The organism is Paenisporosarcina sp. TG-14, assembly GCF_000297555.1.
In the GTDB taxonomy this organism is placed as follows: Bacteria; Bacillota; Bacilli; order Bacillales_A; family Planococcaceae; genus Paenisporosarcina; species Paenisporosarcina antarctica.
On sequence record NZ_AMGD01000005.1, the window covers coordinates 129,728 to 155,374 of the forward strand.

At 37.8% G+C, this 25,647-nt stretch carries 30 protein-coding genes and 1 riboswitch; of the genes, 3 read left to right on the plus strand and 27 right to left on the minus strand.

What is annotated here, in order from left to right:
* Window positions 1-7: 7 nt before the first annotated feature.
* From fliF to flgB, 4 genes are read right to left on the minus strand one after another with little or no spacing between them, the layout of a single operon-like run.
* The gene (gene fliF / locus C406_RS0102345) at window positions 8-1,681 is read right to left on the minus strand and encodes a flagellar basal-body MS-ring/collar protein FliF (protein ID WP_017378984.1); all 1,674 of its coding nucleotides are present in this window, start codon (window positions 1,679-1,681) and stop codon (window positions 8-10) included.
* A 25-nt stretch (window positions 1,682-1,706) separates the two neighbouring features.
* Complete coding sequence (gene fliE / locus C406_RS0102350) at window positions 1,707-2,003, minus strand: flagellar hook-basal body complex protein FliE (RefSeq protein ID WP_017378985.1); 297 nt, start codon at window positions 2,001-2,003, stop codon at window positions 1,707-1,709.
* 32 nt (window positions 2,004-2,035) lie between these two features.
* Window positions 2,036-2,491 (minus strand): flagellar basal body rod protein FlgC, encoded by a 456-nt coding sequence (gene flgC, locus C406_RS0102355; protein ID WP_017378986.1) that lies wholly within the window; start codon window positions 2,489-2,491, stop codon window positions 2,036-2,038.
* A 5-nt stretch (window positions 2,492-2,496) separates the two neighbouring features.
* Window positions 2,497-2,898 carry a flagellar basal body rod protein FlgB gene (gene flgB / locus C406_RS0102360; RefSeq protein WP_017378987.1) on the minus strand — a complete coding sequence of 134 codons (402 nt, stop codon included), beginning with the start codon at window positions 2,896-2,898 and terminating at the stop codon, window positions 2,497-2,499.
* A 78-nt stretch (window positions 2,899-2,976) separates the two neighbouring features.
* A riboswitch (cyclic di-GMP riboswitch) is annotated at window positions 2,977-3,062 on the minus strand.
* 255 nt (window positions 3,063-3,317) lie between these two features.
* Here flgB and C406_RS0102365 point away from each other — a divergent pair.
* Both C406_RS0102365 and C406_RS0102370 read left to right on the plus strand, forming a co-directional pair.
* Window positions 3,318-4,172 carry a flagellar hook-basal body protein gene (locus C406_RS0102365; RefSeq protein WP_017378988.1) on the plus strand — a complete coding sequence of 285 codons (855 nt, stop codon included), beginning with the start codon at window positions 3,318-3,320 and terminating at the stop codon, window positions 4,170-4,172.
* A 17-nt stretch (window positions 4,173-4,189) separates the two neighbouring features.
* Window positions 4,190-5,032 carry a flagellar hook-basal body protein gene (locus C406_RS0102370; protein ID WP_017378989.1) on the plus strand — a complete coding sequence of 281 codons (843 nt, stop codon included), beginning with the start codon at window positions 4,190-4,192 and terminating at the stop codon, window positions 5,030-5,032.
* Between the two features lie 764 nt (window positions 5,033-5,796).
* Here C406_RS0102370 and flgL read toward each other — a convergent pair.
* The 20 genes from flgL to glmS all read right to left on the minus strand — a co-directional run bounded on the left by flgL (window position 5,797) and on the right by glmS (window position 22,033).
* On the minus strand, window positions 5,797-6,681 hold the full coding sequence (flgL, locus tag C406_RS0102380) for a flagellar hook-associated protein FlgL (RefSeq protein ID WP_017378991.1): 885 nt from the start codon (window positions 6,679-6,681) through the stop codon (window positions 5,797-5,799).
* A 23-nt stretch (window positions 6,682-6,704) separates the two neighbouring features.
* Window positions 6,705-7,955 (minus strand): flagellar hook-associated protein FlgK, encoded by a 1,251-nt coding sequence (gene flgK / locus C406_RS0102385; RefSeq protein ID WP_017378992.1) that lies wholly within the window; start codon window positions 7,953-7,955, stop codon window positions 6,705-6,707.
* Window positions 7,956-7,983: 28 nt separating this feature from the next.
* Window positions 7,984-8,469, minus strand: coding sequence for a flagellar protein FlgN (locus tag C406_RS0102390; RefSeq protein ID WP_017378993.1), 486 nt, complete (start codon window positions 8,467-8,469; stop codon window positions 7,984-7,986).
* Between the two features lie 28 nt (window positions 8,470-8,497).
* On the minus strand, window positions 8,498-8,824 hold the full coding sequence (flgM, locus tag C406_RS0102395) for a flagellar biosynthesis anti-sigma factor FlgM (protein ID WP_017378994.1): 327 nt from the start codon (window positions 8,822-8,824) through the stop codon (window positions 8,498-8,500).
* A gap of 127 nt (window positions 8,825-8,951) precedes the next feature.
* Window positions 8,952-9,383: a flagellar basal body-associated FliL family protein gene (locus C406_RS0102400; RefSeq protein ID WP_017378995.1), complete on the minus strand. Its 432-nt coding sequence runs from the start codon at window positions 9,381-9,383 to the stop codon at window positions 8,952-8,954.
* A 26-nt stretch (window positions 9,384-9,409) separates the two neighbouring features.
* Entirely contained in the window at window positions 9,410-10,180 is a 771-nt protein-coding gene (motB, locus tag C406_RS0102405) for a flagellar motor protein MotB (protein WP_017378996.1), read from the minus strand.
* Complete coding sequence (gene motA, locus C406_RS0102410) at window positions 10,164-10,967, minus strand: flagellar motor stator protein MotA (protein WP_017378997.1); 804 nt, start codon at window positions 10,965-10,967, stop codon at window positions 10,164-10,166. The genes motB and motA overlap by 17 nt, the downstream gene beginning before the upstream one ends.
* A 101-nt stretch (window positions 10,968-11,068) precedes the next feature.
* On the minus strand, window positions 11,069-11,443 hold the full coding sequence (fliS, locus tag C406_RS0102415; RefSeq protein WP_017378998.1) for a flagellar export chaperone FliS: 375 nt from the start codon (window positions 11,441-11,443) through the stop codon (window positions 11,069-11,071).
* 18 nt (window positions 11,444-11,461) lie between these two features.
* The gene (locus C406_RS0102420) at window positions 11,462-11,851 is read right to left on the minus strand and encodes a hypothetical protein (RefSeq protein ID WP_017378999.1); all 390 of its coding nucleotides are present in this window, start codon (window positions 11,849-11,851) and stop codon (window positions 11,462-11,464) included.
* Complete coding sequence (gene fliD / locus C406_RS0102425) at window positions 11,848-13,356, minus strand: flagellar filament capping protein FliD (protein ID WP_017379000.1); 1,509 nt, start codon at window positions 13,354-13,356, stop codon at window positions 11,848-11,850. Before fliD ends, C406_RS0102420 begins: the two co-directional genes overlap by 4 nt.
* Before the next feature lie 86 nt (window positions 13,357-13,442).
* On the minus strand, window positions 13,443-14,369 hold the full coding sequence (locus tag C406_RS0102430) for an HD-GYP domain-containing protein (RefSeq protein WP_017379001.1): 927 nt from the start codon (window positions 14,367-14,369) through the stop codon (window positions 13,443-13,445).
* A 103-nt stretch (window positions 14,370-14,472) separates the two neighbouring features.
* On the minus strand, window positions 14,473-14,817 hold the full coding sequence (gene flaG / locus C406_RS0102435; protein WP_017379002.1) for a flagellar protein FlaG: 345 nt from the start codon (window positions 14,815-14,817) through the stop codon (window positions 14,473-14,475).
* A 235-nt stretch (window positions 14,818-15,052) separates the two neighbouring features.
* Entirely contained in the window at window positions 15,053-15,781 is a 729-nt protein-coding gene (locus C406_RS0102440; RefSeq protein WP_026045584.1) for a glucosaminidase domain-containing protein, read from the minus strand.
* 212 nt (window positions 15,782-15,993) lie between these two features.
* Window positions 15,994-17,229: a flagellin N-terminal helical domain-containing protein gene (locus C406_RS0102445; RefSeq protein ID WP_017379004.1), complete on the minus strand. Its 1,236-nt coding sequence runs from the start codon at window positions 17,227-17,229 to the stop codon at window positions 15,994-15,996.
* Between the two features lie 170 nt (window positions 17,230-17,399).
* Window positions 17,400-17,621: a carbon storage regulator CsrA gene (csrA, locus tag C406_RS0102450; RefSeq protein WP_017379005.1), complete on the minus strand. Its 222-nt coding sequence runs from the start codon at window positions 17,619-17,621 to the stop codon at window positions 17,400-17,402.
* A 3-nt stretch (window positions 17,622-17,624) separates the two neighbouring features.
* The gene (gene fliW / locus C406_RS0102455) at window positions 17,625-18,083 is read right to left on the minus strand and encodes a flagellar assembly protein FliW (protein WP_017379006.1); all 459 of its coding nucleotides are present in this window, start codon (window positions 18,081-18,083) and stop codon (window positions 17,625-17,627) included.
* A 455-nt stretch (window positions 18,084-18,538) separates the two neighbouring features.
* The gene (locus C406_RS0102460) at window positions 18,539-18,943 is read right to left on the minus strand and encodes a DUF1259 domain-containing protein (RefSeq protein ID WP_017379007.1); all 405 of its coding nucleotides are present in this window, start codon (window positions 18,941-18,943) and stop codon (window positions 18,539-18,541) included.
* 273 nt (window positions 18,944-19,216) lie between these two features.
* On the minus strand, window positions 19,217-19,387 hold the full coding sequence (locus C406_RS20620; protein WP_017379008.1) for a hypothetical protein: 171 nt from the start codon (window positions 19,385-19,387) through the stop codon (window positions 19,217-19,219).
* A 158-nt stretch (window positions 19,388-19,545) separates the two neighbouring features.
* Window positions 19,546-19,917, minus strand: coding sequence for an iron chaperone (locus C406_RS0102470; RefSeq protein WP_017379009.1), 372 nt, complete (start codon window positions 19,915-19,917; stop codon window positions 19,546-19,548).
* 313 nt (window positions 19,918-20,230) lie between these two features.
* A complete protein-coding gene (gene glmS, locus C406_RS0102475) occupies window positions 20,231-22,033 on the minus strand; it encodes a glutamine--fructose-6-phosphate transaminase (isomerizing) (RefSeq protein ID WP_017379010.1) in 1,803 nt (600 codons plus the stop codon).
* A gap of 472 nt (window positions 22,034-22,505) precedes the next feature.
* On the opposite strand from glmS, the gene C406_RS20625 reads away from it, so the two are divergent.
* Window positions 22,506-22,829 carry a hypothetical protein gene (locus C406_RS20625; RefSeq protein WP_237740495.1) on the plus strand — a complete coding sequence of 108 codons (324 nt, stop codon included), beginning with the start codon at window positions 22,506-22,508 and terminating at the stop codon, window positions 22,827-22,829.
* An 88-nt stretch (window positions 22,830-22,917) separates the two neighbouring features.
* On the opposite strand, the gene C406_RS0102480 is transcribed toward C406_RS20625, so the two are convergent.
* The 3 genes from C406_RS0102480 to C406_RS0102490 are packed head-to-tail and all read right to left on the minus strand — an operon-like array spanning window position 22,918 to window position 25,636.
* On the minus strand, window positions 22,918-23,448 hold the full coding sequence (locus C406_RS0102480; protein WP_017379011.1) for a chromate transporter: 531 nt from the start codon (window positions 23,446-23,448) through the stop codon (window positions 22,918-22,920).
* 2 nt (window positions 23,449-23,450) lie between these two features.
* Window positions 23,451-24,038 (minus strand): chromate transporter, encoded by a 588-nt coding sequence (locus C406_RS0102485; protein WP_017379012.1) that lies wholly within the window; start codon window positions 24,036-24,038, stop codon window positions 23,451-23,453.
* Window positions 24,032-25,636 carry a gamma-glutamyltransferase family protein gene (locus C406_RS0102490; RefSeq protein ID WP_017379013.1) on the minus strand — a complete coding sequence of 535 codons (1,605 nt, stop codon included), beginning with the start codon at window positions 25,634-25,636 and terminating at the stop codon, window positions 24,032-24,034. The genes C406_RS0102485 and C406_RS0102490 overlap by 7 nt, the downstream gene beginning before the upstream one ends.
* Window positions 25,637-25,647: the final 11 nt, after the last annotated feature.

Below are 25,647 nucleotides of genomic sequence, written 5' to 3' on the forward strand. Positions count from 1 at the left end.
TGTCCTCCTAATCTTCTGCCATCCATGAGCGTACTAATTTAGCAAAATCATCAGGTCGTCCTTTAGCAAGTTTTTCAATCTTTTTACGCTTAGGATTTTCATTTGAATTAAATTCTGATAAATCAACATCTTCATCAACCTTAACTTCTTTACCATCTTGAGTTACTTTAGTTACAGTACCTTCATTGACTTGAGTAGAAGGTTGTTCAAACATGTCAAAACTATAATCGTCTTCCATGTTTTCACGTTTTCTTCGACGGAACATAAGAACTACGATAAGAATGACTAATAGTAAGGCAATTCCTGCACCAATAAACATGAGATGTTTGTTTGAAATTGTATTTAATAACAAAAATTCTTCCGGTTCTACAACGCCCACGTCCACTTTACCTTGAAAGGCCGTTGCGAATACGGATATCCGGTTATCCAGCTCTTCATCCGTTGCTTTCGTCTCATTCATACTTAAAGAAGTACTTACCGCATTTTTTAACAGCCTTCTAATATCAGCTATATTCTCTTGTGTTAAGCTTGCTAAATCTTCAGGATCAGGAGGCTCGACTCCAACATTAATCGTAATGTCATCAATAACATAAGGACTTAGTTCAATTTGACGGTTAATTCGATTTACTTCTCGATTAATCCGATCTTCTGTTCTTTCAGATTCACTATTCCCAATTCCACCAACGCCTGGGTAATTTGCAATATCAGTCTCACCAGTACCAGTTGTGTCTTCAAAAGCAGTTCCTTCACTTGAATAGGACTCTACAATTCGTTCAACACTGATATCAATACCTTCATTAGTTTCTTCATTCACTGGTTCTACCAGGTTTTCTTCACGCTTTTCTTTTGTGAAATCAATACTTGCCATGACTGACACAACTACCTTATCGCGACCAAGTGTTAAACCTAGCATTTGCTGTAATTCACTTTGGATATCTTTTTCAATATCCTTTTTTATTTCTCGCTGTTGTTGATATACAGACAAAGTGGTATCAAGTTGTGTTTCATCTTGGATTTCAAAAACTTGACCATTTTGATCCATTATGACAATTTCTTCAGAAGGCAAATTAGGTACACTTTTACTAATTAAATGATAAAGCCCATTAATTTGTTTTTGATCCAGTTGAAAGGATGGATCACCTTTTATTACTACAGAAGCAGATGCCACTTGTTCTTCATCAGTAATCCAAATATTTTCTTTTGGCAGTGTAATCATTACATTTGCTTCCGCTACTCCATCAATTTGCTTAATTAAATAGGCAAGTTCATTTTGCATTGCATCACGCTCTACCACATCAAAATGACGATCTGTCATTCCTAAACCCATATTTTCACTAAATACTCCGTAATCTACATTCCCATTTTTCGGAATACCTTCCGCTGCTAAGCTAACCTTTAAATTGGCAAGTTCTTCGTTTGGAACACTGATTGTTTTTCCATCTGTTGAAACTTGAACCGCAATTCCTTGTTCTTCAATTGCCGTTTTTATTTCACCCGCCTCAGCTGGAGCTAAGTTAGAATACAAGGGATTAAAATTTGTTTGAGAACTTAAAAAAACGATGACAAACAGGATAATTAGGGTTGCAAAAAACGAAGTAATGATTGACCCTCTGGTTCTACCAGAAAAACTTCCCCATACATCTTTTAATTTATTTTTATTAACTAGTAACATTTCTTTCATTATTTCTTCAACCTACCGACAAAAATCATACTTGCATTCTCATCACTTCTTGATAGGCTTCGACAACTTTATTGCGAACTTGTAAGGTCATCTGCAGGGAAAGACTAGCTTTTTGCGCAGCAATCATCACTTCATGTATATCTTGTACTTCACTTGTTACTAATTTATCGGTCAGTTTATCCGATGTATTCTGGGCAGCACTTACTTCTTCAAGTGCCTGTTTAAAGATTTGACCAAATCCTTCCACCTGGCTTGCAGGTTTAACATTTGGGATCGACTGATTTTGAATAAATGGGGTTTGAATTTGACTTATATTATTCATAATTTACCTCCTAGTAATCTATTATTAATAGATCATTTACCAATCTCTAAAGCTTTCATAAACATACTTTTCGAAGCGTTCAATGCTGTGACATTTGCTTCATATGAACGTGTTGCAGACATGAGATCAACCATTTCCTTTAAAGGATCAACATTCGGTAGTTGAACATACCCATTGGCATCCGCATCGGGATTTGTAGGGTCATATGAAGGTGTAAATGGTGTTTGATCTTCTCTAATACTTGTAACTGCCACTCCCGAAACTTTAGCGGATTCTTTATTCAATACCGACTGAAGTTGCCGTTCAAATGGGGAAACACCAGCTTGTGATAATTCAACAGATTTACGGCGATATGGAATCCACTCGCCATTGACAAGCTGAGCTCGGGTCGTATCTGAATTGGCAATATTTGAAGAAACTACATCCATGCGAAGACGATTTGCAGTTAAGCCGGAAGCACTAATATTAAAACCATTAAATAAGCTCATATCTGCTACCTCCCATCACTTATTACTGTTCGTAAACTGTTGAATTTCCCGTTTATTCTTTCCGTTACTGCGTTATACCATAATTGATTTTTTGCTAACTCGGCCATTTCAAAGTCCATATCCACGTTATTACCATTTGGTTTATTCGTAGTTGTATTATTTACTTTTATACTTGGATTTAATTGTGTAGTTTCGCTGCCGAAAGAAATATGAGTAGCGTTTGTTTTATAACTGGCCATGGACTGGTTGTTAGTTGCATTCTCCAATACTGCTTTAAAGTCAACTTGCTTACTCTTGTAATTCGGTGTCTCAACATTAGCGATATTAGAAGAAAGAACTCGTTGTTTTAATGTAGATGTTGATAGTGCTTGCTCTAACGAATGAATAGATTGAGGAAATATGTTCACCCTTAAACCTCCTTATTTCTACTGTTTCCATATAAAAATCCACCAAAAAAAGGTGGATGTTCATTACATCTTCCATTTTTCGGTAACTCGGCTACCTTATCATGTTTAATTTAGGCCCGTAGTTTTGCGTCCTTATCTTTCGAATAAGTTTGCTATTATCGGTATGAAATATATTTTATTAAGTTACAATCCCGGGATTTCGTCTCATTTCGACAAAATAATACCAAAATATAGTAACACTGTAACATAATTATCTGAATCCATGTAATTTTTTATTAAATAAAAATTTTGCTATATTTACCATCTTAATTTATTTTTTACTATTAATTTTTCATCTTACATTATCTATATTTACTTAACATAAAATGGTATGCTACTTTATAATTATCTTCATGTGTTTTGAGAGGAAGGAATCCATTATGTTTCGAGGTTTATACACTGCCACATCCGGAATGATGTCACATAATAGAAATCAGCAAGTTTTGACAAATAACTTAGCAAACGCAAATACACCCGGATTTAAACAAGATCAAACTATTATGCGTGCATTTCCTGCTCAATTAATAAAAGCTGTGGAGGCAGGGAATTCAACGAACAGTGGTTCCAAGATACCTCCTGGACAAACAACTATTGGGACATTAAATACTGGTGTTTATACCCAAGAAGGAATTCCATCTTTCATTCAAGGGGCATTAAAAGAAACCGGCAATAAAACTGACGTCTCTCTTATGAGTGAGTTACTCCCAATTAATCCAGACACACAGAAAAAGGGAGCATTAGTATTTGCAGTTAGACTCGATACTAATGAAATTCGTTATACACAAAATGGACAATTCACAGTTGACCAAGATGGATACCTAACTACAGGTGAAGGTTACAGGGTACTAAATCAAAACCAACAACCCATTTTGGTGAACTCAACAGAATTTGAGGTTCAAGATAACGGCCAAATTGTGTTGCAAGACGGAACTTCTACTAATCGATTATGGCTTGGGTATACTGAAGAACCTGAACAATTAATAAAAGAAGGTCAGGGACTCATGCGTTGGGGTGGGAATCAGGAAGATATTCCACAGTTTTTTGAAGATGTACAGCTACTAAATAATACTAGCACTTTCGTTAAACAAGGTTTTATTGAACAATCTAATGTAGATTTAACCCAAACGATGACGAAAATGATGAATACATATCGAGGTTTTGAAGCTAATCAGAAAGTCATACAAGCTTATGATCGCAATATGGAGAAAACAGTTAATGAAATCGGTCGGGTTTAGTAAGGGGGGGCTTATAGATGAGTATCCAAATGAATTCTGCAACAACATCAATGCGTGCGCTACAGCAAAAAATTGATGTTATTGCAAATAATATATCCAATGTAAATACAACTGGATATAAACGTCAGGAAGCAAACTTTTCTGATACACTTGTCCAATCTATCGAAAGACAAGCGGGAGCTCAGAATGAAATCGGACGATTGACGCCAAACGGTCTGCGAATAGGATCAGGTGCAAATATTGTTCAAACAACCATTCGTACAGAACAAGGATCTATCCAGCAAACAGATCGCAATTTGGATTTTATGATTCAAGGGGATGCAGGATATTTCCGTGTGGCTTCACAAGGTAATACATACTATACAAAAGATGGCTCATTTCAAGTTCAACCTATCCCAAATTCAGACCAAGTAAACTTGGTAACGTCTTCCGGAGATTCTGTTCTCGGGATTAATAATCGTCCGATTGCTTTTGATGGAGACTATGACACTATCAAGGTAAATGAAAATGGTACGCTTGTCGTTTCCTACAAGAATCCCGCAAAACAACCGACTGAATATCAGTTAAGCATTGCAGATATTAATCGCCCAAATCTACTTGAGAAAATTGGTGCTAATCGATATCAACTACCAGGGACGGAAGCCGAGCAAGTAGCAGCTGGTTCCATGCAAATTGTGAACTTAGCCGAGCAAAATGATGGCTCAATTAGAATTAATCAAGGTGCTTTGGAAATGTCTAATGTTAATCTAACAGAAGAAATGGCAGAGTTAATTTCTACCCAACGCTTATTTCAATCCCAAGGTAGAGCAATTTCCTTCGCTGATGACATGATGGGATTAGTAAATACCATACGGGGATAAGAAACTTGATTTGCTATTTTTCGGTACGCTTTGGATGTCAAATGTGATACTTCATAACCTGAAAAAGTAGTGAATAAAAGAGCAAAGTACTCCCTTTCCTTTAAGAAAGTACAGAGGTTTTAGAAAATAAGACTGCCTTCTAATTAAATAGTGATTTCCGTTACAACGCACTTTCATGTTTCGAAGCTAGCGTAGCGATGCAGAAACACGCGGACGCTTTCCGCGGGCGGGTCCGTGAGCCTACTCAGGCCAACAGGATGTTGGTCACGAAGGCGTTGCCACACGAGGTGGCGTACTTAGCCTTCGTTCCATTGTGCTCCTGCGGGGTCTTCAGCTCATGCTATTTCCGCTGGAAAGATATTGGACGAACTGTCATTCGTCCAATATCTTTGCGACGAGTAACCGCAGGAGCACATGTTTTCTCGCCGCCTTTCACTACAATCATTCACCTGTTTAACGATTAAATTTAAACAAACGTCCTATCTTTTAAAATGATAGTCTCACACTCATATTTGGTGGACTATTTTCATTTTCAATCCATTACTAATAAAGAAATCAAGACTCACAAAAATCGAATTAACTAGCGTTACATCAAAGCATTTCTGATTTAGCATGTTGGTTTACATATACTAAAAACACCATGACCACTGGGTTCTATACACATCAATTTTATATATTTTCTTATGTTAAAAAAATGAGCAAATGCATATGCATTTGCTCATTTTTCAATGTTATAAGTAAGTATAAAATTTCCGCTTTTGCCTCTATCTTAGAAAGTCCATTAAGCTTGGCTGAATCACTTTTGCTGAAGCAGCAAGACTTGCTTGATAGACACTTTCTTCAACTTTTAATTTCATTACAGCTTCCGCAAAATCGATATCTTCAAGTTTCGATAACATCGATTGAAGTTGGATATTGCTGTCTTGGAGACGATTTTCTACCGCTTCTACTCGATTTTTACGAGCACCCGCTTCAGCTGATGTCGTTAACATTCGTTCCATCACTTTATCGATTTGTTCTAAAGGAATGGAGTTACCTTCACGAATTCCAACAGCAAGATCGCCCAATGTTTGGAACAGATTATTAGCTTCATCTGCATTCCCAAACAGCTCGTTGGCTGTAACATTTACTTTAACTATTATGCCATCTCCAACTGTAAAATTTTTGGCATCCATATTAGGTGGGTTAGTTACATACGAGTCATCATTAGGAAATGGAGATTCCTGCGTTTTTTGTCCATTAAACAAATAATTTCCATTTACTTTTGTATTGGCAAATTGGCGAATTTGTTCACTTAATTCTACTACTTCCGCTGCTATAACCGTTCGATCATGATCAGATAGTGTACCGGTACTGCCTTGAACCGCTAATTCACGTGCTCGCTGCATGACATTAACCATATCATTGATAGTTTGCCCTGTTTCATCCATCCATAAGGTGGCTTCATTCGTATTTCGTTCATATTGTTCATTCGCAGCTATCGCAGTTTTCACATTCATAGACTTACTTACAGCAATCGGGTCATCTGAAGGTCGATGAAGTAGTTTGCCTGTTGATACTTGGTTACTGATTTTTTCCAACCGACTCAAGTTTTGATTCATTTGGCGCACTGAATTTTGATGTAACATTTGTTGCGAAATCCTCATCATGATTCACCTCCATTTACCGATTATTAACGCGCAGCCATACGGTTAATAATCGTATCAAGCATTTGATCTGCAGTTGATATCAATCGTGCTGCCGCATTATATGAATGTTGATATTTGATTAAATTAGCCATTTCTTCATCAAGAGAAACACCCGTCACCGATTGACGGCGATTTTCAGTTGCCTGCAACGCTGCTTCATGATTAGTCACATTACGAATTGCCGATTGGCTTTCCGCCCCAAGCTGGCTGACAATAGCTTGGAAGGACTTTTTAACAATTTGAGAATCTGCATCCATATTTGGAGGAGGCGTAAATTGGTTAACTCCTGTATTGACCGTAAGTGCAGCAATCGAAAAGTTATTTTCTTCTCCGATAAATAAATTTTCACCCGCTTCACCTTCAGGGGACATTCCGTTAGCTATAGCAAAGTTTTTAACCGTTTCGTTGAGTGAATCTTGATATTTATCTACGATAGCTAAGGATTTGACGATACCGGCCAATTCGCCTCCAGTAATTGTGCTCTGCTCATCTAGCTTTGTACTTTTTTCGCCTGATACAAGAGAAGTTCCGTCAGAACTCAAGCTAATATTGTACACACCGTTAGTTTGTGGCTCTACATTCACGGTGACCAGTGATGAAAGTTTTTCTACTAGAACATCACGCTGATCCAGCAAGTCGTTGGCATTTGGGCCGCTGCGCAGGATGCTTTTATTTAAATCTGCAATCTGCGTCAAATAACTGTTTGCTTCCTCGGTTTTTGCTGTTAACTCATTTCCTAGATCCTTTTTTAAACTGGTCATAGAGTTATCCATTAACTTAGCGGTATCTACAAATGCTTGCGCCCGTTCTTTAAGCACTGCCTGTGCGGAAAGATTAGCTGGATCATTAGCTACGTCTTGCCATGCACCCCATATTTGGTTCATTGCCGAGTTGAGCCCTGTATCGCTCGGTTCATTGATAATTAATTCAAGATGGTCTAATGATTGTTGTTTCACTGACCATTCTCCAACATTTCCTGCTTGCTCTCTGTATCGTTGATCTAAGAAGCTGTCCCTCACACGAGTAATCGACTCTAGTGTAACTCCTGTTCCTAGTTGGCCTGGATTAACACCATTTGTCCAAACAGTTAGAGATGGTGAAGTGGTTGCATTCACTTGTTGACGTGAGTAGCCTTGGGTATTCGCATTGGCTATATTATGACCTGTCGTTGCAATACTTGCTTGACCCACCATTAGTCCGCGCTTTCCTACCTCTAATCCATGAAATGTAGACACTATGTATATCCCTCTCTTCTAACTGCCATCATGCTTTTGTATCGAAAAAGCCTCGATTGCTTGTTTGTGATTTTTGTTGGGCTAACGGGGGTTGATAATTGAAATGCTGTTGTTTTGACTTGGTAACTTGGTCAATCATATATTGAACAAAGCTCATGGAGTCTTCAAGAAGTGTCTTATTTACGTTGTTTTTTTCTTGTAACTCCCCTATGAGCAGTTGTAATGTTTTCACTTGTAATTGAACGTTTGTTCTTGTTAAATTATCAGGTATTTGTTCTACAAATTGGCTAAAGCTAAGCGTTGGATATTCTTGCAGCAAACTCTCAACTCGCTGTGCTCGCTCATTTTCTAGTTGACTCAACTGTTTCACTAAGATTGATTCTTCTTTAACCAGTCGATTTAAGTCATCAACTTTCCGCTCAATTAAAACTAATTTCTTTCGTTCAGCGAAGACGATGAGTTGCTTTTGCAAGTTAATTAATTCTTCCAGCGTCGTGACGACTAAATTAAGCACCCGACACCCTCCTTTTTAAAGCGAATATCTATTGATCGAACCAAAATTGATGAATCTTATCTGCTATTTTCTCATTGTTGAATTGATAATCACCCGATTGTATTTGGGTTTTTAAAGTTTGAATTTTTTCTTGTCTTGCTTTATCTACTTCTGTATTCTTTTCAAACATCTCTTTTGCTTGGTTTGAAATTTGTAGCTGATCTTCCCTTTGTTGCGGTCTCATTTTTTCAACCTTAGATACTTGCATTTGCTTTTGATAAGATTGAATAAAGGAAGAACCAGTCGTTTTATCGATATTCATTCCTTCACCACCCTGTCTTTTATTTTTTACTTCTTTACCTGATTTGTTTGTCATTACTTTACCACAATGCACTCGGGAGTAAACCAGATTAGAATAACCATGCGTACAATCATTTTAAAGAACTTCACTCTTCTTACTGTTTATATCGGCATGTATCTCAAAATGTTTAGTGGGAATTTTATTATTGCACTTTAAACTCTGTTACTAATACCCGTTCTATTTTTCCGGTCTCTACAATGCCACTTAATCTCGTAGACAGTTCCTGTTCAAGTATAACAATACCACCCTCTCCGATTAGCTGGTCTTTTGTGATCCCGGCAATAGTAGAAATAATAGCTGCCCGCACTTCAGGAGTTCGTTTTTCTGTCTCTTCTTTTGCCTCTTTGGTGCTTAACAAAATATTAAATTGGACAATCGCAAAATTACCTGAAGAAGCTAAATTAGTTGTAATTATATCTGTATTTATACTTAAATCAGCCAAATCTTGTGCTGACGTTCCTTTATCTTTGCCACTCTCAAAGCCTAATACATCAATTTCAAAGTAGTATATCGCTCCCGCACCAAGTATAGCTAAGGCTATAATTATGCCAAGAAAAACTTTTAATTTACCCATGACCCACCTCTAAATCGTTAATTTTATTACTCATAAGATGAAATCAATACTTCCACACGACGGTTTTCCGCTCTTCCTAGTGCCGTATCATTTGAAGTTGTTGGTTGATATTCACCATATCCAGTTGCGCTAAATTTTTTAGGATCTAGATTGTTATTTTCGAGAAGTATTTTCATGAAATTTATGGCCCTAGCGGCGCTTAATTCCCAGTTTGACGGAAATACGCCTGAATACGTTGGGACATTATCTGTATGTCCTTCAATAAATATATTCCTTGGCGGGTCTGTAACTAGGAAGTTAGAAAGTTCAATAACAGTGATTCTTGCCTGCTGTGAAATATCCGCACTACCAGAACTATATAAAACACCTTCTTTTATTTTAAATAGCAATCCTTTGCTAGTCAGCTCTGTAACTATCCTTGGTGATAATCCTTTTGCTTTAATATAACTATCAATTTTCTTCTGAAGTTCTCTAAGCTCTATTTGGTCTTGTTGTGGTGACATTTCTTCTTCGTTTACTTTAGCTGGTTTATCTTGTTGAATCTGTGGAATTAGCGTTGTATCTTTAAAAGGCTCATCGAAAGGTTCAATAACCGCTTGCTTTTCCAAGACACCTGTCCCACCTTGTAGCTCATTATTGAAAGACTCCGAAATTTTTTGGAATTTCTCGGAATCAACTTCACTTGCTGCAAACAAAACAATAAATAGAGCGAGTAAAAGCGTCAAAATATCGGCATAAGGGATTAACCATGATTCATCAACATGATCTTCATGCTTTTTCCTATGCTTTCGCTTCAACTCGAACACCCTCTCTTCCTTCCGGTTCAAGAATTCGATCTTTTGCCGGTAGATATGTTAGCAATTTCTCTTCCACTTTACGAGCTGGTAGACCTTCTTGAACGGCTAGTATCCCATCCAACATAATATATTTCATCTTTACTTCCTGTTCTGATTTACGCTTTAGTTTATTTGCAAATGGATGCCATAAAACATAGCCCGTGAAGATACCGAATAAAGTGGCCATAAATGCAGCTGAAATAGATTTACCTAACAAGGCAATATCGTCCAAATGACCAAGTGCCGCTACCAAGCCTATTACTGCTCCTAGTACGCCGAGTGTAGGTGCATAGGTCCCTGCTTGCGTGAAAATTTTCGCTCCTACCTCATGTCGCTCTTCCATTGCAGTAATTTCTTCTTCCATCATGTCACGAATATATTCCTGTGATTGGCCATCGACCACCATCTTTAATCCTCGTTGTAAAAATGGATCTTCTACCTCTTCTGAACTATCCTCTAACGCAAGAAGTCCTTCTTTTCTTGCCGTCTTTGCCCACTCCGTAAACATAGGTATTAATTCCTTAATTGGAATAATTTTTAAACTACTGAAAATAACCTTAAATAAACTAGGTATTTTCTTCACTTCATCAAATGGAAATGCGATTAGTATGCAGGCAGCCGTTCCTCCAAAGATAATTAAGAGTGCTGCAGGATTATATAAAGCGATAAGATCAGAGCCTTTTAAAATCAACCCGCCAACTAATACCGTAAAGCCTAGTATCATGCCAATCCATGATGTCTTATCCATGTTAATACCTCTTTTCAATTCAACAAATGACGATCAACAGTAACTCAAAATACGAGATTACGTTATTTCTTTATCTAGTAATCTTAGTTAGGTGTGTGATGTTACTTTTTCACAAGCCCCATGACTTGCTTCCATGTGTCACGCATTTCGACAACATAGCCTTCTACCTCTTGTAGGGTTTCAAGATCATTTTTCATGTTTGCATCAACTAAACGATTATACATATAGTCATACAATTGTGCCATATTTTTTGAAATTTCAATTTCTTGATTTAAGGTAACACGAAGCTCTTGAATAATCGCCTGGGCCTTAATAATATTTGTATTTTTCACTTCAAAATTCTTTTCAACCATTGCTTTTTTTGCTAGTTTAATAAATTTTAAACAGCCGCTATACAGCATCAGTGTGAGTTCTTGTGGAGATGCTGTCATCACCGAGTTTTTTTGGTAAACCTCATAAGGATTCTTAATTGACATATTATATTCTCCTTAATTTTACTTGCGTTTATCAATAAACGAACCATCTGTCGTCATGTTTTGATACGCATCACTATACTTTTTTGATACTTGCTTCGTTTGATTGATTTGATTCATTTGTGTCAAGAAAGATTGATACAAACCAGTCATTAGTGGCTGCAGTATTTGATCATATTGCTTTAGTTTATGAATGACTAATTGATCTTCTTGTGTCCATTGAAAACCCGCCTGTTGCATATATGTATCCAACTGTTTAATGACAAGTTGTCTTTTATCAAAAAGCAGTTGCAATGTTTCCAATTGCTCCGTTTCATTATCTTTCATTTTTGATCCAATCACTTTAGCTTGTTTAAGGATTTCTTCCGTTAGCTGGAGAAGTCCGGTTAAGGCGTTTTGATAGTCGATCATTGCGTCCCGCCGAACATGGATTGCTGCATCCAACTACTTTGTGAATTCATTTGACTCAAGGCTTTTTCCATGGCCGAGAACTGTTTCCAGTATCGATCTTCAATCATTGTTAAACGGTCCTGCCATCTACTAATTTCTTGGTCCATCTGCTTGATTCGTTTGGAGATGGTACTGTTGTCAACAGAATTACCAGGACTTCCGGCTTGGCTGCTCAGGTTTTTTATGACATCGTTCAGCTTTTGGTAGACTCGGTCACCGATCCCGATACCACTCCCAGCGGCATCTTTGAATGTGAATAATTGCATCACTTCGTCTGGTTTATTCGTTAATGCTGCGCTTAACTTGGCTTCATCAATGAAAAGCTTTCCACCTTCAGTATACGAACCGGTATTGATGCCGATCTGTGACATCATATTAAAGTTGCCACCAGCAATTACTGCCACCGGGTCCATAAAGGCACGTCTTAAATCCTGTATCGCATTCTTTAAAGTAGGATCATTGCGTAGCAAACCGCTTCTGGCTTTTTCTTCCCACAGTTCGATTTCCTTCTCACTCATATCTTTCTTCTGTTCATCCGATAGCGGTTGGAAAGTAGGGTAGCGTTTTTGAATCAGCTGTTTTTCAATATCAGCAATTGTTTCATTGTATTTTTCCACAAATTCTTTAATCATTGTCATCGGCTTTTCTGGGTTGGACTGTACGTTTACTGTTGTCTCTGGACCTACCTTTAAAAGGTTCAAGGTTAAGCCGTTTACGGTTGTTTGATTGGTCTTCAGTCCGTCTATGATGACTCCGTCGAAACTCACTTCGCCATTCTCAGCACCCGTCGCTGTTGCCGTTGCTGTTCCACTAGCGTTATTTATTATTTGATTGGCTAAAGCGGTATTATCAGTCGTTCCATCCGCATTCTTAAAAGCAAGTGAAAATGCCTGATCCGAGCCCATGCCTTTGGTCGAGATGAAAAACCTCGAAGTCGTGTTATCAAAATTTGCACGAAGTTCAGGTACAGAGCCGGCAGTGGAATCTTGGAGCTTTTTGGCCACCTCTGCATAGGTCATACTAGCTGTAATCTCTACGACAATATTATCGGTTCCAGAGTTCACCATTATCTTTCCTGATGTCCCAACCAGGTCTGTAGATTTTGCTGCTCCTGTACCATCAAATTTTATAATGGTATTCTCTGAATTCAATTTTGCAGGGCTGGCAACACTCATTACCTCAACTCTGTATGATCCGCTTACGGCATTTGCAGTCGTAGAAACACTTAGGCGGCTTGGATCCGATGAAGTCGCACTATACGAATTAAAAGTAGATTGAAGGCGCAGATTGCTGGCACTAGTTCGTAAACTCGAAAGTGATAAATTGAAATCACGTAAAGATTCTTGTTGCCATTCTGACCAAACTTTTTTCTGCATCAATTTTTCCATAGGTATTTTTTGTGCATTCATAAGGTCCTTAACTATTTGATTGGTATCCATTCCTGATGCTAAACCGCCGATACGCATTTTTTCACTTCCTCTACTCTAATTTTTCTATTCATATACATCTTAAAGTTGTTAAGTAAAGCTAGTGCCAAAAGGATTTCAACCCATTAGTTTTCTTGCATAAAGCCACGAACAATTATATTTTTATTATGTATCAGTTGTAAAAAAACATCTGCAATTTCAGGATCAAATTGACTCTGTTTTCCTTTTGATATTTCTGATAAAGCATAGTCTAATTCTTTCTTGTTACGATAGACCCTTCTTGAAGTCATCGCATCAAAAGCATCTGCAACAGCCATAATCCTTGCCACTAATGGTATGTCCTTACCTTTTAAACAATTTGGATAACCTGTTCCATCAAATTTTTCGTGATGATATAAGACCATATCCAAAATGGTATTTCTCTTGAAAGATGACGTATATTTAAGCAAATCGTATCCACATTGAGGATGTTGCTTTACTAATTCAAATTCTTCATCAGTTAACCGAGATGGTTTGTTTAAGACCGCTTCAGGTACACCTATTTTTCCAATATCATGTAAAAGACCACCTACATATAAATTACGACAATCCTTACGGGATAAATTCATCGCTTTTCCTATTTCGCGTGAGTAATACGCAACATTTTGCGAGTGAAAAGAAGTGTATTTATCTCTGGCATCTATTGATCCAGCTAATGCAAAAGTTAGATTATGTAGACTTTCTTGTTCTTTTTGATAGTTTTTTAATGAAGTATTAATAATAAATGCTACTAAAAAATAAGACATCCATCTCAGGAAAAAGAGTTCAACACCCCACTCGGCAGGAGAGTTAAATTGTAAAGAGACTGTTGCCAAACCTGTTAAAATTAATATCGGCATAAAATTACGGGAGAGAATACCCACCATCATCATTAGTGGTATATATGCAAAAGTCATTGTACGTTCTCTAAATATGAAATAGTCTAATCCGATACCTAAAACCAGAGTGAATATCGCTAGAATGTGATAATTCGGGTTTTTTCTCGGATTAAATATTTTAAGTTCCTCAGTCATGTAAAGAATCCTCCAATACCCTCTGTATCAATTTAATCTAGATAGTAAAAAATAAGTAATCACACTTGAATTCTTTAACTTCCCAATGACCCTTTAGTTCAAGTCATAATTTATCATCGACAATCAATCCCATTAATTCTCTCATTGATGCGTACATATCTAGAAATTTCTTATTAGGAATCTCTTTTAGAACTGCATCTGTGTTCGTATCTATTACTTGGACATAATAGATATTCAATTCTTCATGCAGTTTAAACTTCATTGAAGTAGGGGTTGGTTGTAGAAGCCGATTCAGTTCATCTACTTTATGTATAACCATTTCCTTCGTTATTTTTTCATTAACTTCATTGTTTTGTACATCTGATTGACCAAGGCCTTGTATAGGATTTACTACTATACGATCAATATGATTCGGAAAGTAAATAGCATGTGTATTTTTCACTTCCATCTGTCGCACTCCCCTTATATGTTCATGATATATCGGTTGAGTTGGATAAGTTTCGGAATATTTATGCACATAGATTATGAAAACCAATAAAATCTTCTAGCCATTTTACATCTCTATCATTTCAACTAGTACGTATATTTACTATATCGGCATAAAAGAAGAATTTTTTAGCGGTTTTTTATGATAATTTGATATAAATTAAAAAAAGACCGATTCACTAGGAATTGGTCTTTTTTTACGTAAGATTATTTAGATGGCGGCTAACACCGTTTGTCCAATGATTATTCAATCCTGTTGGATCATTTGCAGCTCCAACTGGGGCATATTTCGCTCCAATTTTACCAACTGTATCTTTTCCTTGATTTAAATAGTTTTGTCTTAAATTACGAGCCATATCGAAAATGCTATCTTCTAATGATCCATAACTTCTTAAGCCGTTTCTACCCATCATACCCGCTACATTTAATTTTTCCTTAACAGCCTTTGATGAGCCATTTCCGGTTTCATGTATAGCAATAGCAGAAAGCAGGTTAGGATCAATATTGTATTTTTTTCCTGCGTTAATAAAATGCGCTGCAGTTCCGCTAAGTTTTCCATCCAATGTATTATCCAATTTGATGAATTGCACCGGTCTAAATTGCAAGTCACTCTTATCATTTGGACTGGTTGGAACATCTACTAAATTAACTTTCGGTATAGCTGTAGGTAAAGCTACCGGTATTGGCCTGTACGAATTATTTAATGGTGGAAGCATTTGATTTTGAACCACTGGTAAAGCTGTTGCATTGTTCGGTTCACTACCTTGCATCGCTGCATTTAATAGCATAAAAAATAAAGAATTATCGTTACCCGCGTTCCCTATTGGTTTGTTTACATTATCGGTTTGATTTACAGGTGGCATCGCCTGTGCCATAGAAGCCATGGTCATGTAATAAAACCAGTTAGAAGAAACAGGACTAGACATCAATAGATTTTCACATCCTTTTTTATAATGCTTGTGATTCTATAGTACAAGATATTTGTGGGAAATAGAATAGGGGAATTGGTGGGAAGTGAATAAAAAGTAACACTAGTCTCACATAAAAATAGATAATATCAAATGTCCTTTAAAAGGGGAACTTCTTCGCAAAAGAAAAGAGACCCTAGTAGAACTAGGATCTCACTTGAAAAATAAAATTAACGTAAAAGTTGTAAAACACCTTGTGGTAATTGATTTGCTTGAGCCATCATTGCTGTTGCTGCTTGACTAAGAATAGAATTCTTAGTTTGTTCCATCATTTCCTTCGCCATGTCCACATCTCTAATACGAGATTCCGCAGAAGTTAAGTTTTCTGAAGCAGTACTCAAATTGTTGATTGTGTGTTCAAGACGATTTTGATTAGCTCCTAATTTAGATCGTTCAGATGAAACGTTATCAATAGCTAGTTGAATTGTTGTAATTGCTGCGGAAGCATTAGTAGCATTTGATACATCTAAAGCTGCTTCAGATTTAGTGCTATTAGTTCCATTTGTCACTGTATTACTTGCAGTAAATCCTGTACCTCCTACTGTTCCACTAAGACCTAATGCACTTGCTCTCATATCAGATACTTCGAGTGTTAAGCTTTGGTTCTCGTTAGCACCAATTTGGAATTGAAGACCAGCACCAGCCTCTACAGCTTCAGAACCTACTACAGCAGCAGAACCTGGTGTAGACTCAGTGAATGTAGAAGTTGATGTTGGAGCAGTTGAAGATTCTTGACCCACTTTTTGTGTCAGAACGAATTCAGTACCATCAGAGCTGCTTGCAGTATACTTAGTAGATAAAGTTGAATCCAAATTGACTAGAGTAACTAGATCATTACTTGTAGCAAATGTTCCACCTGATCCGTCACCTTGTGTGAAACTTACTCCGTCAATTGTTACATTTCCTGTAGGAACTGCTGCTAATGTATATTCACCAGCAACTCCAGGAACTCCAGGAACTGCACCTGCAGCTATTGTTGTCGAATCTTTAGAACCATTCAATAATTTTTGTGTATTGAACTCAGTTGTATTACCAATACGGTTAATTTCAGAAGTTAAAGAATCCATTTCTTTTTGGATTTCTCCACGATCAGAAGTTGTATTCGTATCTGATGCCCCTTGAGTAGCTAATTCACGCATACGTTGAAGGATATCATGTGTTTCATTTAATGCACCTTCAGCCGTTTGAATTAATGAAATACCATCTTGTGAGTTACGAGTAGCTTGTTCTAACCCACGAATTTGCCCGCGCATTTTTTCAGAGATTGATAAGCCTGCTGCATCATCTGCAGCGCTGTTAATACGCATACCTGAAGATAATCTCTCCATGCTTTTCATTTGTGCATTGTTTGCACTGCCCATTTGGCGGTGTGTGTTAAGTGCTGCGATGTTGTGATTGATAATCATTGTGTGTTACCTCCGTGTAATGTTTTTTTGTTTTTTGTAAGAGTCCAAATCCGTTTGAACTTCCTTACACTATTTATATCGGAGGTATTTGTTAAATGTTTAGTCTTTTTTGAAAGTTTTAAAAAAAAAATTAAAAACCTGCAAAAAAGCTGCAGGTTTTATACTCTCACTTATTTTCTCAAGCTCAAAAAATCACTCAGATTAATAACATTTGAAGTCGCTAGTCGATTTTCTTCCTGAATCTCCAAATATATTTCTTTTCGATGAATGGTGATATGTTTTGGTGCTGTAAAGCCTAGTTTTATTGTGTCTCCTTCGATAGCTGTAACGATAATTTCGATGTCGTCATCAATAATGATGGATTCGCCTTTTTTTCTTCCAAGTACTAACATATGCTACACCTGCCTTGCTACAGCTATTTCACTGTGTTGGAATAATGGCTGTTTGATTAGATAGTCTTTATTATCTAACACAATTTGCATTCCGAGCTGGCTATTGTTATTGATGATAATTGGTGCTTTTAAGTTAGTGGTCGCATTCTTTATTTCGTCCTTGACCGTAACTGTGGTTAACACGATTGCGTCAGTTGAATCTTCTAATTGAAGCCTATCCACCATTTGTTCTGCTAGTTTAATATCGTATTCCTTAAAATACGAGAAGGGATCGACTAAAAAGAAATTCACTTCTTCTTTTTCTATCGACTGCAAGAAGAAGAATGGGGTTTCCCCTTTTTCATCTGCTGGGATTAATACATACTTTTTCGACTCTTCAAATCCTGGAATCCCTTTATTAAAAGTAATTACACTGCTATCTGCTATTTCTAATTCACCGAAACGCGAGGTTTGAATCTTCATAAACGGCTCCCTTCGTTACTTCCAATAATGCTATCTTAGTCCCACTTCCTATTTTGACACAAACTCTATTAAGTAGACCAGAATAAAAAGGTTTTTTTGAACTCCAATTCGATACAATTTTTTTGTTGCGCTTGAGTAGAGTAGACGGGATTTGCTCTGCTAACAATTCACAAAATACTAGAAAAGAGCTCCTCCACCGTCCCAGGGTCAGACACCAATTTTCACTAATTTGTAACTGACCCTGGGACGCACTTTCAAAAAATAGTAATGTGACAGTGCTTTTATTTAGCTTGTCTATATTTATTTCATATAGAAAACGGAGTTCAGGTATACCCTACTCCCTAAACTCCGTTTTAACATCTGGTATTTTTTAATAAGGAACCCAACCTAGTTCCAGTGATTGAAACGATATTTCGCGAATCCCTTATCTTCCCATAACCACGAATTTATCCAAGTTATTTTTCCAATACCTTAAATGCGCTCCGAACTTTCCTTGCAAAATCAAGCGGTGGTTCGGTAGATTCAAAATGCATATACATTGCCCGCGGTTCCTCAAACAACCAGTGATTGTGCACAGCAGTTACAAGTATATCTCTCTTCCTCAGTTCTGTAAGAAGTGGATTAACTTCTTCTTGTAAAAGAACTGTTTCCCCAAGATTTAGTGCGTTTCCTTGGCTATCTAAATCTTCAAAAGTAAAAAATTGCGGATTTACTAATGGTGAATTCGTTCTTCTTCCAAGAATTCTGAATGGAATATCTCTAAATCTTTGGACAAGACAAACTCCATTTACAATACTGTCACTTCCCCCAAGAATTCGTGCAAAATTTCTACATAAGTCTTTACTAGGTTCTAGTCTCATATAAACACCTCCTTTCCATAATAATAGTGGTGTTCCATATATCGTATGAGATTAAATTAATAGATACCGAGACAACTATTCACTATTTTTAATTTCCATAAAAATTGTGAACCAGGAATTTTAGGGTAGAAATATTTTATAGTGGAAATCATACAAGTACCTATTTAGATAAGAATATCTAAATAGGTACTTTTTGAAATTTCCTTCGGTTATTAATTAACGAAAAAAATAACCTCTTGAGGAATACCTATCCACAGAGGTTATTTTCATCAATTATTTATTTTTGTTGGATTGTTGATCCTTGTTTTTGTCGGTAGCAACTTTTCTAGGTTTATCTTCAAAGTCTGTAGCAATTTCTTCGTCAGGATTATGGTTGGGACTTTTGTAGACTCCGAAGCTGTTATGCGTTCTTACATTAATTGTTTTTTTGTTGTTTTTACTCATGTATATTCACCTCCTAGAGTCTAATGTGCTCCGTATAGAAGGTTTTATTCTTAATGGACATTTCTTCGTTTTAGATGTTAATAAGCTATCCGTTTCACATTTAAAGGCACTAAAAAAAGTTTGATTAAAATTAATTGAACCCTTAATAATCCGATATTTTATTTTCGCCAAAAAGTTGAACAATCTGCCTTGTCCGAAATATTAAACTCGATCATTTTCTCAAGTAATGAGAAATCAACCGGACTATCCCACTTGATACGTACCAACTGCTTGGTGTGATCATAGCCAGCCTGCACAATTTCATCAGAAAAATGACTAATCCCTACACTTTCAGGGGCAATAGCCAAATGATGTTTAGCTACGCTAAAACCAATAATAAATTTACCGTGATCGGTAAACATAGGCTGATTCCACGCAATTTTTGGCTTTAAATTTGTGAATTTCCTAGTTACCCAAGTCAACACTTCTTCCATTCGGTCCCGATGTTGTGAGTTATCAATTTGTGCTAAATATTCTGCAAAAACATCCATGTCACACTCTCCTAAAATAAAAATTATTTTTGAATGTAATTTTTCATGATGACATCAATATGAATTAATCGCCATCTTCCACATCTTCTATATTTAACCTTATGGATTCCTTTCAACATAGGCGGTATTAAAGGACTTTATTGTAAATCAAACAACTTTATCTTTAATCCAAATATCGACTTTAGATATTCTCATTCTTTTAGACATAAAAAAACCCCGTTGGATAATCATATCCAACGGGGTTAAACTGTGCAACTTTTTTCAAAACGGTCAAACTTTATTTCAAATCTACAAAAGGATCGAGTTTTCTTTTTTATTCAACCGTAACCGATTTAGCCAAATTACGTGGTTTATCTACGTCACAATCACGGTGAAGTGATGCGTAGTAACTAATTAACTGCATTGGAATAACCGAAACAAGTGGAGATAGCAAAGGATGCACTTTTGGTAAGATGACTGTATCGCCCTCTTCTTCCATGCCTTCCATTGCAATGATACATGGATTGGCTCCACGTGCTACCACTTCTTTTACGTTTCCACGAATATTTAAACTTACTGCTTTTTGTGTCGCCAAAGCGAAGACTGGTGTGCCTTCTTCAATTAACGCGATGGTTCCGTGTTTCAATTCGCCACCGGCAAAGCCTTCAGCTTGGATGTATGAAATTTCTTTTAATTTCAACGCGCCTTCCATGCTGACACAGTAGTCTAGGTTACGGCCAATGAAGAATGCGTTGCGTGTTGTTGCAAGGAAGTCACGAGCGATTTGCTCCATTTCTTCTTTTGAATCAACTAGCGATTGCATAGCATTTGCGACAATCCCAATTTCATGAACGATATCAAAATCTACTTGATGTCCCGCTTTTTTAGCAACGAGAGCTGCCGTTATGGCAAGTACTGCGATTTGAGCTGTGTAAGCTTTTGTAGATGCTACTGCAATTTCAGGGCCTGCATGTAGTAGCAATGTATAATCCGCTTCACGAGAAAGCGTAGAGCCTTTAACATTGGTTACAGTCAACGTAGGATGACCTAATTTTTTAATTTTCACTAATACTTGGCGACTATCTGCCGTTTCGCCTGATTGTGTGATGAACATAAATATTGGATTTTTTGATAATAAAGGCATGTTGTAGCCAAATTCACTTGCGATGTGAACTTCTACCGGAATCCCTGCAATTTTCTCAAAGTATTCTTTTCCGACTAATCCTGCGTGGTAACTAGTACCTGCCGCAATGATATATAGACGATCTGCATTATTCAAAGCAGCCAAGATAGCATCTTCTATTTCAAGCTCCCCTTGTTCATTCTGATATGCTTGAATAATTTTACGCATAACAGCTGGTTGCTCGTCAATTTCTTTTAACATGTAGTGAGGATACGTACCTTTTTCAATATCACTCATATCAAGTTCAGCAGTGTATGAATCACGTTTCACTACTGTTCCGTCTAATTGTTGAATTTCGACAGACTCTTTTTTCACGATTACCATTTCTTGATCATGAAGTTCTACGTATTGAGATGTTACTTGTAACATCGCCATCGCGTCAGAAGCCACTACATTAAAGCCATCACCAAGACCTACTAATAACGGACTCTTATTTTTAGCTACATAGATGGTTTGCGCTTCCTCTGAATCTAGTAACGCTATTGCATACGAACCATGTAACAATGACAAAGTATGACGGAAGGCTTCACCAGTTGTCATGCCTTCTTTTGAAAACTTCTCAATCAATTGCACAATAACCTCTGTATCCGTATCGGATGTCATATCAACGTCAGATAAATATTCTTTTTGTACCAAGTGGTAGTTTTCAATAACGCCATTATGAACAAGCGTAAAACGTTGCGAATCACTTTGATGTGGATGCGCGTTTAGTTGATTGGGTACACCGTGAGTCGCCCAACGTGTATGACCAATTCCTGTTTTTGCGTACACATCAAGTTCTACTGCTTGACGTAAGTCTGCGATACGCCCTTTTTCTTTAAAGACAGTAATGCCATCTTCATTGCGCACAGCAATACCTGCTGAATCATAACCGCGGTATTCTAATTTCTCTAAGCCTTTTAATAAAATTTCTTTTGAATCTAATTCTCCAATGTATCCTACAATCCCGCACATAATTTAAATCCTCCATTAAGTAAAATCAAAGTAAGCGTTCTGCCATATAAACAGAAGCTGTTCGTGTGCCCTCTTTTTCCTTTAATCACAAAATCGCTTCTGTGGGTTAAGAAAAAGAATTACGACCGGGCATCGCGGCCGGGAGGTATCCGCCGAATGTTCGATACTCCTCCTCCTCGTCTGCTGAAGATCAGTTTGCTTGTGATTTCTTCAGCTCGGGCGCTATCATTATCTTCCTGTTTTTAACGTGGATTTTCACTCCTTTCCCACGGTGACGCAGTCAGTTGTCAATGACTTACAGTTTACGTCAGCATTCCTATCATACTGAATTCACGTACATACGTCAACAAACTACTTAAGTACTGTACCCCATTGTATTCTAGTAAAACATAATAGTTCACGATGTAGAATTTCTGATCATTTCGATTTGTGAAAAATAGCTATATACAGAGATTATTTTATCCCGCGCTTGGTGATTGGTTTATTCCGCTTCAGCGTAATTTTAATCGGCTTCGATCTCTGTTTATTCCGCTTCGCATTCATTTTAATCGGCTTCACGGACCATTCAAACCAATTTTATTCGGCTTCACCCATTATTAGGGATTTTATTAGTTTCTTTTTCCGCTGTGCTCCTGTTAAAGAAGGTTCATTTCCTTTACAGATTGGTTTATTCCGCTTCAACGTAGTTTTAATCGGCTTCGACTCCTGTTTATTCCGCTACGCAGTCATTTTAATCGGCTTCACGGACCATTTAATCGGCTTCAAACCAATTTTATTCGGCTTCACCCATTATTAGGGATTTAATGGTTCTTTTTTTCGCTGCGCTCCTGTTAAATAAGGGAATTTATTAACAATTTAAAAAAGAGCCGCATTTTTGCGACTCTTCACAAACCTGTAATAGCTCCAAATAATAATGCTAATGCTATAACAAAAGCAGGATGTAATTTTACTTTTTCTAATAAAATAAAACTCACACCCATGATCATCAGCGTGTAGCTAATGCCAACACCTTCAACTGATTGTTGTGCAAATCGAATCGTCATAAATCCAAGTAACACCGCTATGACCGGTCGAATGAGCTTCGTCAAGCTTTTCACTTCGGGCTCTTCTTTGTACTTCATTAATATGACCATCATGCCGATCATTAGGATTAAAGATGGAGCGACCGTCGCAAACATAGCTACGATAGACCCCAATACACCCGCTTCTGCGTACCCAATATAACCAGCCATTTTCGTTGCAATCGGACCAGGCAATGAATTTCCTATGGCGACTACCTCACTAAATTCTTGCGTAGACATCCATTCATATTTACCTACCACTTCATGCTCCACTAGAGGGATAGATGCCGGCCCTCCACCGTACCCTAATATCCCGGGAATAAAGAAAGCTAAAAATATTTGCCAATAGATCATGCTTACTTCCTCCTTTTCAACAGCGAGGAGAAAGCTACCAGGAAGCAACCTAAAATAACAAATGCGGGATGAATATGAAACGTCTCTATTAATATAGCTGATAGAGCCAAGAGCAAGAGCGCGCGCATCCAGCCAAGTGTTTGACCTGATTTCTTAATAAAGTCCCATGTCAACAAGGCAAGCATGACAGCAACAACCGGAACAACTGATGCTGCCATATTTTGTACCCAAGGGACATCTTTATATGTTTGAAGCAAACCTAAAAAAGCAATCATTAACACTACAGTTGGAATGATAGAGGAAATGAGTGCATTTAGACATCCCCATACCCCTGCTACTCGATAACCAACATAACCCGCCATTTTTGTAGCGATGGGACCAGGTAAGGTGTTCGCGAGAGCCAGAGTGTCGCCAAATTCATCATTTGTCATCCATTCATATTTTTTCACAACTTCTTGATGCACTAATGGAATTGAGGAAGGTCCTCCGCCAAACCCAAGCATACCGATTCGAAAGAAAGCTAATCCGATATTACGGTGAAGAACACGACCGGGACGTGCGGAGGTGTTCTTTATTTTGTCCTCTACCAAGCCGCGATGGTTCCGTCCGTTCGTGATTCTGTACCACCTTGTAACACACCCGTCTCAGGATTTCGCCAAATGATTTGTCCACGTCCAAAACTACCACCGTCCGATGTTACATGTATGTCATGTCCTTTTCTAACCAAGTTCAGCACCAAGTAATTTGGAAACTCGGGTTCGACATGGACCGTCTTCCCTTTAATCCACTGCCAACGAGGCATATCTAACGCAGCTTGTGGATTTAATAAAAAGTCCACCGTATTCGTTACTACTTGGAAGTGTCCTTGAGGTTGCATATAACCACCCATCACTCCGAATGGACCAACGGCTTGCCCGTCCTTCGTTAAGAATCCTGGAATAATTGTGTGATACGTTCTCTTACCTGGCTTCAAGACGTTCGGGTGTGATTCATCCAGAGAAAAATCATGTCCACGGTTTTGCAATCCAATTCCAGTACCAGGCACCACGATACCTGAGCCGAAGCCCATATAGTTACTTTGAATGAATGACACCATATTCCCTTCATCGTCAGCTGTTGCTAAATACACAGTGCCGCCTTTAGGAAGTTCATACGGTTCTGGATTACTTGCCTCTTCACCAATTACAGCAGATCGTTTCTCTGCGTATTCTTCTGATAATAAATGTTCAACACTCACAGGCATCTCTTGAGGCTCTGTAATGAACGCTTGTCCGTCTGTAAATGCTAATTTCATGGCTTCAATTTGTTGATGGAATGTGTCTGCATTTTGCCAAGCTGGTTTGTCTAATTGTTTAAAGACGTTTAACGCCATGAGTGCGACCATTCCTTGCCCATTAGGTGGGATTTCCCATACGTCGTATCCACGATAATTCGCAGAAACTGGGTCAACCCATTGTGGTTTGTATGTAGCTAAATCTTCTTTTGTTAAGTAGCCATCGTGTTTCTTAAAGTAGGCATCGATTTTATCAGCAATTTCGCCTTCATAGAAATCTCTTGCATTTGTTTCACCGATTGCACGTAACGTTTTTGCGTGACCAGGAGATGACCAAACTTCTCCTACTTCAGGTGCTCGTCCGTTTGGTGCAAATGTTTCAAACCAAGAGGCAAATTCTTCTGTTGTAAAAGTTTCCTTGAATTTCTTATAGGCAGCTTTCCAGTACTTACCGAGAATTGGTGTTAATGGGTAGCCTTCTTCTGCATAACGAATAGCTGGAATAAGTACGTCTTTTAACGGTAGTTTGCCGAATTTCTGTGAAAGCTCTGCCCAAGCAGCCGGTACACCAGGTACAGTGACAGGAATCACACCAAACACAGGCATTTTTTCATGTCCTTTTTGTCGTATAGCTTCAGCAGAAATCGATTGTGGTGCAGGACCAGAGGCGTTGAGACCATGTAGCTTATCTTTTGTCCATACAAGTGCGAATGCATCGCCGCCAATTCCGTTCGAAGTTGGTTCAACAACTGTCAATGCTGCCGCTGTCGCGATCGCAGCGTCTATCGCATTACCACCTTTCTGCAAAATTTCAAGACCTGCTTGTGCTGCAAGTGGTTGTGATGTTGCGACCATGCCTTTCTTCGCGAATACGGTATGACGCTTCGCTGCAAATGGGTGGTGTAAGTAATCCATAATAATCCCCC

Bases quoted from the DNA above. Each gene is read 5' to 3' on its own strand.
- fliF (WP_017378984.1), bottom strand. From the start codon at position 1,681: ATGAAAGAAATGTTACTAGTTAATAAAAATAAATTAAAAGATGTATGG.
- fliE (WP_017378985.1), bottom strand. From the start codon at position 2,003: ATGAATAATATAAGTCAAATTCAAACCCCATTTATTCAAAATCAGTCG.
- flgC (WP_017378986.1), bottom strand. From the start codon at position 2,491: ATGAGCTTATTTAATGGTTTTAATATTAGTGCTTCCGGCTTAACTGCA.
- C406_RS0102365 (WP_017378988.1), top strand. From the start codon at position 3,318: ATGTTTCGAGGTTTATACACTGCCACATCCGGAATGATGTCACATAAT.
- C406_RS0102370 (WP_017378989.1), top strand. From the start codon at position 4,190: ATGAGTATCCAAATGAATTCTGCAACAACATCAATGCGTGCGCTACAG.
- flgL (WP_017378991.1), bottom strand. From the start codon at position 6,681: ATGATGAGGATTTCGCAACAAATGTTACATCAAAATTCAGTGCGCCAA.
- flgM (WP_017378994.1), bottom strand. From the start codon at position 8,824: ATGACAAACAAATCAGGTAAAGAAGTAAAAAATAAAAGACAGGGTGGT.
- C406_RS0102400 (WP_017378995.1), bottom strand. From the start codon at position 9,383: ATGGGTAAATTAAAAGTTTTTCTTGGCATAATTATAGCCTTAGCTATA.
- motA (WP_017378997.1), bottom strand. From the start codon at position 10,967: ATGGATAAGACATCATGGATTGGCATGATACTAGGCTTTACGGTATTA.
- fliS (WP_017378998.1), bottom strand. From the start codon at position 11,443: ATGTCAATTAAGAATCCTTATGAGGTTTACCAAAAAAACTCGGTGATG.
- C406_RS0102420 (WP_017378999.1), bottom strand. From the start codon at position 11,851: ATGATCGACTATCAAAACGCCTTAACCGGACTTCTCCAGCTAACGGAA.
- fliD (WP_017379000.1), bottom strand. From the start codon at position 13,356: ATGCGTATCGGCGGTTTAGCATCAGGAATGGATACCAATCAAATAGTT.
- C406_RS0102430 (WP_017379001.1), bottom strand. From the start codon at position 14,369: ATGACTGAGGAACTTAAAATATTTAATCCGAGAAAAAACCCGAATTAT.
- flaG (WP_017379002.1), bottom strand. From the start codon at position 14,817: ATGGAAGTGAAAAATACACATGCTATTTACTTTCCGAATCATATTGAT.
- C406_RS0102440 (WP_026045584.1), bottom strand. From the start codon at position 15,781: ATGTCTAGTCCTGTTTCTTCTAACTGGTTTTATTACATGACCATGGCT.
- C406_RS0102445 (WP_017379004.1), bottom strand. From the start codon at position 17,229: ATGATTATCAATCACAACATCGCAGCACTTAACACACACCGCCAAATG.
- csrA (WP_017379005.1), bottom strand. From the start codon at position 17,621: ATGTTAGTACTTGGAAGAAAAAAAGGCGAATCCATCATTATTGATGAC.
- fliW (WP_017379006.1), bottom strand. From the start codon at position 18,083: ATGAAGATTCAAACCTCGCGTTTCGGTGAATTAGAAATAGCAGATAGC.
- C406_RS0102460 (WP_017379007.1), bottom strand. From the start codon at position 18,943: ATGAGACTAGAACCTAGTAAAGACTTATGTAGAAATTTTGCACGAATT.
- C406_RS20620 (WP_017379008.1), bottom strand. From the start codon at position 19,387: ATGAGTAAAAACAACAAAAAAACAATTAATGTAAGAACGCATAACAGC.
- C406_RS0102470 (WP_017379009.1), bottom strand. From the start codon at position 19,917: ATGGATGTTTTTGCAGAATATTTAGCACAAATTGATAACTCACAACAT.
- glmS (WP_017379010.1), bottom strand. From the start codon at position 22,033: ATGTGCGGGATTGTAGGATACATTGGAGAATTAGATTCAAAAGAAATT.
- C406_RS0102480 (WP_017379011.1), bottom strand. From the start codon at position 23,448: ATGATCTATTGGCAAATATTTTTAGCTTTCTTTATTCCCGGGATATTA.
- C406_RS0102490 (WP_017379013.1), bottom strand. From the start codon at position 25,636: ATGGATTACTTACACCACCCATTTGCAGCGAAGCGTCATACCGTATTC.